Below are 7970 nucleotides of genomic sequence, written 5' to 3'. Positions count from 1 at the left end.
GCGGCGCTCGATCTCACAGGCGCCGAATCTCTCCCGGCGAACTCACTTGGCAGTCACCGCGTCAGCAGCGGTATCCTGCGACAGGCTATACACATACGCCGCCAACAGGTGCACCTTGTCGTTGCCCTGGATCTCGGCCTGCGCCGGCATCTGCCCTTGGCGCCCGTAACGAATGGTCTGCTGCAGCTGGGCAAAGCTCGTACCGTAGATGAATGCCTGCGGGTGGGTCAGGTCTGGCGCGCCCATGGCCGGGGTGCCCTTGCCCTCAGGCCCGTGGCAGGCCACGCAGTTGCCGGCGAAAATCTCCTTGCCCTTGGCCGCGTCGGCCTTGGCACCTTCCGGCAGGCTACGGCCATCGAAGTTGGTCAGCACGAACGCGGCCACGTCGGCCACGCCCTGCTCGCCGATCACTTCAGCCCAGGCCGGCATCACGCCGTGGCGGCCATTCATGATCGATGCCTTGATGGTTTCCGGTTCGCCGCCCCAACGCCAGTCCTTGTCGGTGAGGTTGGGGAAGCCGAAGGCGCCCTTGGCATCCGAGCCGTGGCACACCGAGCAGTTGGAGGCGAACAGGCGGCTGCCCATTTTCAACGCTTGTGGGTCCTTGGCCACTTCTTCCACGGGCATGGCGGCGTACTTGGCGAAGATCGGCCCGAACCTGGCGTCGGCCTTGTCCATTTCCTTCTGCCATTCATTGGCGCCGGTCCAGCCATTTTCATAACCCGGCAGGATGCCTTTCCAGTTGCCCAGGCCTGGGTAGAGGATCAGGTAGCCGACCGAGAATACCAAGGTGCCGACGAACAACCAGAACCACCACTTGGGCAGCGGGTTGTCGTACTCCTCGATGCCGTCGAAGCTATGGCCCATGGTCTGGTCGGTGGTGTTGTTGCTCTGGCCCTTGCGGGTGGCGAGCAACAGCCAGGTCAGGCCAATCAGGCTACCGATGGTCAGTACGCTGATGTACGTACTCCAGAAGGTGGTCATTGCCCGTTACTCCTTTTTGCAGCAGGTTCCTGCCCGGCAGGGGGCAGGCGGTCGTCGACGAAGGGCAGCAGGCGCGCTTCGGCGAAATCACGGTCGCGGCGGCGGTTGAATACCCATAGGGAGAGGCCGATGAAGGCGACCATCACCACCAAGGTGCCCAGGCCGCGGATCATGCCGATGTCCATTTCCATCGCACTCACCTCTTGTTCTTGATCGCGGTGCCGAGCACCTGCAGGTAGGCGACCAGGGCATCCATCTCGGTCTTGCCCTTGACTGCGTCGCGGGCCCCGGCGATGTCGTCGTCGGTGTACGGCACGCCCAAGGTGCGCAGGGTGCGCATCTTGGTGTCGGTGTGGCTGTTGTCGACCTGCTGGGCGACCAGCCACGGGTAGGACGGCATCTTCGACTCCGGTACCACGTTGCGCGGGTTGTACAGATGCGCGCGGTGCCAGTCGTCCGAGTAGCGGCCACCGACCCGGGCCAGGTCCGGCCCGGTACGCTTGGAACCCCACAGGAACGGGTGGTCCCACACGCTCTCGCCGGCCACCGAGTAGTGGCCGTAGCGCTCGGTTTCGGCACGGAACGGGCGGATCATCTGCGAGTGGCAGCCCACGCAGCCTTCGCGGATGTAGATGTCGCGGCCTTCCAGTTGCAGTGCGGTGTAGGGCTTCATGCCCTCCACCGGCTTGTTGGTGACGTCCTGGAAGAACAGCGGAACGATCTGGGTCAGGCCGCCGATACTGACGGCGAACACCATCAGCAAGGCCAGCAGGCCGACGTTTTTCTCGATGACTTCATGTTTCATCAGGCAGGTCTCCTCAAGCCAGCTGGGCGTTCGCAGGGGCGACATCGAGCGCCGGCGAACGCACGGTGCGCCAGGTGTTCCAGGCCATCAGGAACATGCCGCTGAGGAAGATCGCGCCGCCGACGAAGCGCACGATGAAGCCTGGGTGGCTGGCCACCAGGGTTTCCACGAACGAGTAGGTGAGCGTGCCGTCGCTGTTGACCGCGCGCCACATCAGGCCCTGGGCGATGCCGTTGACCCACATCGAGGCGATGTACAGCACGGTGCCGATGGTCGCCAGCCAGAAGTGCGCGTTGATCAGCCCGATGCTGTACATGCGCTCTTTGCCGAACACTTTCGGGATGGTGTGGTACAGCGCGCCGATCGAGATCATCGCCACCCAGCCGAGGGCACCGGCGTGCACGTGGCCGATGGTCCAGTCGGTGTAGTGCGACAGGGCGTTGACCGTCTTGATGGCCATCATCGGGCCTTCGAAGGTGGACATGCCGTAGAACGCCAGCGAAACGACCAGGAAGCGCAGGATCGGGTCGCTGCGCAGTTTGTGCCAGGCGCCCGACAGGGTCATCATGCCGTTGATCATGCCGCCCCAGCTCGGTGCCAGCAGGATCAGCGACATCACCATGCCCAGCGACTGTGCCCAGTCAGGCAGGGCGGTGTAGTGCAGGTGGTGCGGGCCGGCCCAGATATACAGGGTGATCAGCGCCCAGAAGTGCACGATCGACAGGCGATAGGAATACACCGGGCGTTCGGCCTGCTTGGGTACGTAGTAGTACATCATCCCCAGGAAGCCCGCGGTCAGGAAGAAGCCAACCGCGTTGTGGCCATACCACCATTGCACCATGGCATCGGTGGCACCGGCGTAGATCGAGTACGACTTGGTCAGGCTGACGGGCAGTTCCAGGTTGTTGACGATGTGCAGCATCGCCACGGTGAGGATGAACCCGCCGAAGAACCAGTTGCCCACGTAGATGTGCTTGGTATTGCGTTTCATCAGCGTGCCGAAGAACACGATGGCGTAGCTCACCCAGACGATGGTGATCAGGATGTCGATCGGCCATTCCAGCTCGGCGTATTCCTTGGAGCTGGTGTAGCCCAGCGGCAGGCTGATGGCCGCCAGCAGGATCACCAGTTGCCAGCCCCAGAAGGTGAACGCGGCCAGGCCCGGTGCGAACAGGGTGGTCTGGCAGGTGCGTTGCACCGAATAATAGGAGGTGGCGAACAGCGCGCAGCCGCCGAAGGCGAAGATCACCGCATTGGTATGCAGGGGGCGCAGGCGGCCGAAGCTGGTCCAGGGGAGGTCGAAGTTGAGGGAAGGCCAGGCGAGCTGGGCGGCGATGAAGACGCCGAGCCCCATCCCGACGATTCCCCACACCACCGTCATGATGGCGAATTGGCGGACCACCTTGTAGTTATAGGCGGTACTGCTGGTTGTGTTCATGTATGGGTTCCCATCCACGGTTATTTGGCAGGCTTTACAGCGAGGCAAGCATGATTAATGGGCAAAGTGCCGGTATTGACGGGGATCAATGGGCGAAGGTCGGAAATGTCCCAGGCTTGCGCTGCGATCTTCCGCACGCTCAGGGTAAGGACGGCTACAAGGGCTGCCTGATCCTGGCCCATGGCGCTGGTGCGCCGATGGACAGCGGGTTCATGGAGGAAATGGCGCAAAGGCTTGCGGCGCTTGGGGTAGCGGTAGTGCGCTTCGAGTTCCCGTACATGGCCGAGCGCAGGGTTGGCGGCGGCAAGCGGCCGCCGAACCCGCAGAAGGTGTTGCTGGAATGCTGGCGCGAGGTGTACCGGCAGGTGCGACCTTTGGTCGCGGGCAAGCTAGCCGTGGGCGGCAAGTCCATGGGCGGGCGCATGGCCAGCCTGCTGGCCGATGAACTGGGCGCGGACGCGCTGGTGTGCCTGGGTTATCCGTTCTATGCGGTGGGCAAGCCGGAAAAGCCACGGGTGGAGCACCTGGCCGAATTGAAGACGCCGACCTTGATCGTGCAGGGCGAGCGGGATGCACTGGGTAACCGCGAGGCTGTGGCGGGGTATGCGTTGTCGCCAGCGATCGAGGTGAGCTGGCTAGTGGCGGCGGACCATGACCTGAAGCCGCTGAAGGCCTCGGGGTTCAGCCATGAGCAGCATTTGCAGGCAGCGGCCGAGAAGGTTGCCGAATTCCTGTCCCAATAGCGCTGGGTTCTTCGCGGGCTTGCCCGCTCCCACAGGTATTGCACAGGCCTGGAAGCTTGTGCTGACCCTGTGGGAGCGGGCAAGCCCGCGAAGAGGCCGGTACAGGCCGGCGCTTAGTCGCGGTACTCGCACAGGTAAGCCGTATCCACCGCCACCTTCAGCTGGAACTTGCTGTCAGCGGCAACATTGAACTTGTCGCCCGCCTTGAAGGTTTCCCAGTTGTCGCTACCCGGCAGTTTCACGGTCAGCGCACCCGACACCACGTGCATGATCTCGCGCTTGGCAGTACCGAACTCGTATTCGCCCGGGGCCATGACACCGACAGTGGCCGGGCCTTCTTCGCCTGCGAATGCGATCGACTTGACGGTGCCGTTGAAGTACTCGTTGACCTGGAACATGGGCGACTCCTGAATAGGGGAGGATGAAAAAGGGCTGGCCAGTATGCCCAAGCCCATCCGCCCCGTCATCAGCTTTCAGGCACCATTCGCTGGCAGGCTCAACGGTAGCAACCGCGCCGTGTTGCGCGCATCCTCCAGCGCCCGGTGCTGCTGCCCGCAAAAGTGCATGCCGGCCAGTTGCAGGGCACCCTTCAGGCCAGTGGGGCGCTGCAGGTGGCGGGCCTTGGCGAAGCGTTGCTTGAGGTTGATGTGCGGCAAGGTGCGCAGCAGGCTATCCAGCCCATGCTGCTGCCATTCCTGATGCAACTGCTGGCGGTCGTAGTCACCCCAGCTGACCCAGGCCTGCAACTGCCCACGGTGGTGCCCCAGCCAGCGTTCGAAGCACGCCCACACCTCGGGGAAGGCCGCGGCGCTGTCCACGCTGGCCTGGCTGATGTGCGTCAGCTCGCGGCAGAACGGGGTCAGCTGCGGCCGCCGCCGCGGCCTTACGAAACGCTGGAAGTGGTCGACCTCGCGGCCTTCGCGGGTAACCAGGCTTGCGCCGATTTCAATGACTTCCATCTCTGTGACCGGCCATCCACCATCGTCGGTGGTGGCCTCCAGGTCGATCACCAACCAATGGCCCATACCAGGCTCCCTTGCAGATCCTGCTAGAGCGTAGCCAAACTCCGGGCATCCGGCACCCCATGGCATTTTGCCGCCCGCTTTGAAACAAAGAGTGGCGTAACGAGTGGCACAAAAAGCCGGAGGCAGCAGTTGTGCGGCCCCCGGAAAACGCCTAGTTTAGACGGACCCAGGCATGAACCGTGATGAGTGTACGTCTTGACTCCAGCGCCCGGCCTCAAGGCCTTGTCCACCCTCATGCTGCTGGCCATGTTCTGGCTGGCGGCGCCGGCATGGGCCGCGGATGCGATCAAGGTCAAGATTGGTGCGGCGCATTTCCCGCCTTACACGGTGCGCCCCGAGCAAGGTTCCGACACCGGCCTGCTGCCGCAGTTGGTCGATGCGCTCAACCGTGCGCAGCAGCAGTACCACTTCGTCCTGGTGCCCACTTCCATCCAGCGGCGCTTTGGTGACTTCCGGCAGGGCCGCACCGACATGGCCATTTTCGAGAATCCGCAATGGGGCTGGCAGCAGATTGCCCACCAGGCGGTGGACATGGGCCTGGAAGACGCCGAGGTATTCGTCGCCCGGCAGGCCAATGCCCGCGACCCGCATTACTTCGACGACCTGCACGGCAAGCGCCTGGCGCTGATCAATGGCTATCATTATGCGTTCGCTGGCTTCAACCCCGACCCGGACTACCTGCGCACGGCCTACAACGCGACCCTGACCTATTCCCACGACAGCAACCTGTTGATGGTGCAGGCCGGCCGCGCCGATATCGCCCTGGTCACGCGTTCGTACGTCAGCGATTTCCTGGCGCGCAACCCGGCCAGCCGCGAGCAACTGATGCCCTCGCAACGCATCGACCAGGTCTACCACCACTACGCCTTGCTGCGCCCTGGCGCGCCGATCGGCGAGCAGTCGTTCGCTGCGCTGCTGCGCGCCTTGCGCAACAGTGGCGAACTGGCGCGCATCTTCGAGCCCTACCGCATCACGGTGGCTGCGCCGCAAGACTAAATTCCCGGGTTGCGGCAACGTTCTCAGCAGTGAGCCTTTTCTTCATTTTCGTGAGTCAAGCCCATGCCGTTCGATGCCGCTTCGCAGCCACAATCACCGCCACGCTGGCGCAGCCTCAGTGCCGAGGAGGGCGACAGCTGGCTGAGCCTGTCCCTTGAAGGCCGCCCGCTGATCCAGTTACGCCTGGAGGCAGGCGCTACCCTGCAGGTTCACCTTGAGCGCCTGTGCCCCGAGCGCCCCTACCAAGCCTTGTGGGCCGCCTGCTATTGGTTGCTGTCCCGCGACACGGCCTGCCAGCGCCTGGCCTGGCATCTGCCCGAAGTGCTGCCGCAGGCGTTGACCAGTGGCCTGCTGCTGGCCGCTGAACAGCCTGGCCAGTACCTGTGCGAGCGCGCGCTGTTCTGGCAGTTGCCGCAGCCGTGGCTGGGCGAGTCGGTCGCCGGGGCATATCCGCAGCAGATGCAGATCAGCAACGGCAAGCGCCACCCGCGCCGTGCGCCCAAGCCGCGTGGCGAAGTGTACCGGCGCTTCGATGCGCGCCTGGGCAGTTGGGTATCGCTGCGTACCCTGGAGATCGAACATGACCTGGAACGCTTCAACCGCTGGCAGAACAACCCACGGGTGGAGGCGTTCTGGCAGGAGGGTGGCACGCTGGCGCAGCACCGCGAATACCTGGGCAAGCTCGAAGCCGACCCGCATACGCTGACGTTGATCGGTTGTTTCGATGACGAGCCGTTTGCCTACTTCGAGGCGTACTGGGCCAAGGAAGACCGCATTGCACCGTTCTACCCAGCCGATGACTACGACCGCGGTATCCATATGCTGGTGGGGGAGGAGAGCCACCGAGGGCCGCACAAGGTGGCCAGCTGGCTATCGGCGTTGGTGCACTACCTGTTCCTGGATGACCCGCGCACTCAGCGGGTGGTGGCCGAGCCGCGCGCCGACAATGGCAAGATGATCGGCTACATGCACGACCAATGTTTCCATTGCGACAAGGAGTTCGACTTTCCGCACAAGCGGGCGGCGTTGATGATTCTGGGGCGGGAGCGGTTTTTCGATCATTGCAAGCTGGCTTGAGGGCCATGGGGCCGCATTGCGGCCCTGTGGGAGCGGGTTTACCCGCGAAGAGTGCGACGCGGTGCATGGCACCGGCTACGCCGGTGTTCGCGGGTGAACCCGCTCCCACAGCAGCCCTGGCAATCTTGAGGGTTCAGCCCTGCCGACTGGCCGTCTTGCGGCAATGCACCAGCGCATCGCGGATCATGAAGTTGACCAAGGTTGGCGATACGCCCAGCTCCTTGGCAATGTCCTTCTGCGGCACGCCATTCAGGCGGTACATTTCGAAAGCATAGCGGGTGCGCTGGGGCAGTTCGTTCAGGGCCTTGGCAATGTCATCCAGCGCGGCGCGGTTGATGTGGGTGGCTTCCGGCGAGGCGTTCTGCACCACCACGTTCATACCTTCCTCCTCGCTGCCGGAGTACTTCAGTTCCATTGCCTGCTTGCGGTAGTGATCGATGGCCAGGTTGCGCACGATCTGGAACAGGTAGCTCAGCTGGGCCTTGAACGATGAGGTGATCTGCGGGGCGGCGCTGAGCCGGAAAAAGGCATCCTGTACCACATCCTCTGCGCGCGAACGGCAACCGGTGATGCGGGCAGCGATCTTGACCAGGATACTGCGGTTGTCGACGAAGGCCTGCAGTAATGGTGAATCGCACTTACTTGTGGATAGTTGTTCCGCCATGGAAATCACCTTGTCACAGAGGGGAAAGGAGGCACCCACGGTTGGGAAGCTTCCTACGACGTGCGACAAATTATTCAGAATGATAATGATTGTCAAATGCGAAATGTAATTAGTATCTGTGTATTTCGGTTCTAAGGCGCGGTTGGCTTCGGGTGTATGCCTTGAGAGGTTTGGTGCCTGTGAGATCGAGCGCCGCCCGCGCGGCGCATCGCGAGCTGGCGCTCGCTCCTACGTTTGT

10 protein-coding genes are annotated in these 7970 nt (G+C 63.1%); 3 read left to right on the top strand and 7 right to left on the bottom strand.

The window, feature by feature from the left end; all coding sequences use genetic code 11:
• Window positions 1–42: 42 nt before the first annotated feature.
• The 4 genes from ccoP to ccoN are packed head-to-tail and all read right to left on the bottom strand — an operon-like array spanning window position 43 to window position 3227.
• Window positions 43–984 carry a cytochrome-c oxidase, cbb3-type subunit III gene (ccoP, locus tag TZ03_RS27170; RefSeq protein ID WP_051101403.1) on the bottom strand — a complete coding sequence of 314 codons (942 nt, stop codon included), beginning with the start codon at window positions 982–984 and terminating at the stop codon, window positions 43–45.
• On the bottom strand, window positions 981–1175 hold the full coding sequence (locus TZ03_RS27165; RefSeq protein WP_051101402.1) for a cbb3-type cytochrome oxidase subunit 3: 195 nt from the start codon (window positions 1173–1175) through the stop codon (window positions 981–983). Before TZ03_RS27165 ends, ccoP begins: the two co-directional genes overlap by 4 nt.
• A 5-nt stretch (window positions 1176–1180) precedes the next feature.
• Window positions 1181–1789 carry a cytochrome-c oxidase, cbb3-type subunit II gene (ccoO, locus tag TZ03_RS27160; protein WP_013973492.1) on the bottom strand — a complete coding sequence of 203 codons (609 nt, stop codon included), beginning with the start codon at window positions 1787–1789 and terminating at the stop codon, window positions 1181–1183.
• A gap of 13 nt (window positions 1790–1802) precedes the next feature.
• Entirely contained in the window at window positions 1803–3227 is a 1425-nt protein-coding gene (ccoN, locus tag TZ03_RS27155; protein ID WP_051101401.1) for a cytochrome-c oxidase, cbb3-type subunit I, read from the bottom strand.
• Window positions 3228–3277: 50 nt separating this feature from the next.
• Between ccoN and TZ03_RS27150 the strand changes: the two genes are divergently transcribed.
• Window positions 3278–3970 carry an alpha/beta family hydrolase gene (locus TZ03_RS27150; protein WP_051101400.1) on the top strand — a complete coding sequence of 231 codons (693 nt, stop codon included), beginning with the start codon at window positions 3278–3280 and terminating at the stop codon, window positions 3968–3970.
• Window positions 3971–4083: 113 nt separating this feature from the next.
• Here the strand turns inward: TZ03_RS27150 and TZ03_RS27145 are convergent, their stop codons facing one another.
• Entirely contained in the window at window positions 4084–4368 is a 285-nt protein-coding gene (locus TZ03_RS27145) for a pyrimidine/purine nucleoside phosphorylase (protein WP_043203870.1), read from the bottom strand.
• A gap of 75 nt (window positions 4369–4443) precedes the next feature.
• Window positions 4444–4995 (bottom strand): exonuclease domain-containing protein, encoded by a 552-nt coding sequence (locus TZ03_RS27140; RefSeq protein ID WP_051101399.1) that lies wholly within the window; start codon window positions 4993–4995, stop codon window positions 4444–4446.
• A 195-nt stretch (window positions 4996–5190) separates the two neighbouring features.
• Between TZ03_RS27140 and TZ03_RS27135 the strand changes: the two genes are divergently transcribed.
• The gene (locus TZ03_RS27135) at window positions 5191–5991 is read left to right on the top strand and encodes a substrate-binding periplasmic protein (RefSeq protein WP_051101404.1); all 801 of its coding nucleotides are present in this window, start codon (window positions 5191–5193) and stop codon (window positions 5989–5991) included.
• 63 nt (window positions 5992–6054) lie between these two features.
• Window positions 6055–7068, top strand: a complete 1014-nt coding sequence (locus TZ03_RS27130; RefSeq protein ID WP_051101398.1) for a GNAT family N-acetyltransferase — start codon at window positions 6055–6057, stop codon at window positions 7066–7068.
• A gap of 133 nt (window positions 7069–7201) precedes the next feature.
• Here TZ03_RS27130 and TZ03_RS27125 read toward each other — a convergent pair whose 3' ends face one another.
• Window positions 7202–7732 (bottom strand): RNA polymerase factor sigma-70, encoded by a 531-nt coding sequence (locus TZ03_RS27125; RefSeq protein WP_051101397.1) that lies wholly within the window; start codon window positions 7730–7732, stop codon window positions 7202–7204.
• Window positions 7733–7970: the final 238 nt, after the last annotated feature.

Source organism: Pseudomonas sp. 10-1B (assembly GCF_000935045.1).
Lineage (GTDB): Bacteria > Pseudomonadota > Gammaproteobacteria > Pseudomonadales > Pseudomonadaceae > Aquipseudomonas.
Note: the sequence above shows the minus strand (reverse complement) of the source record. Positions and strands in the feature narration are given on the sequence as shown.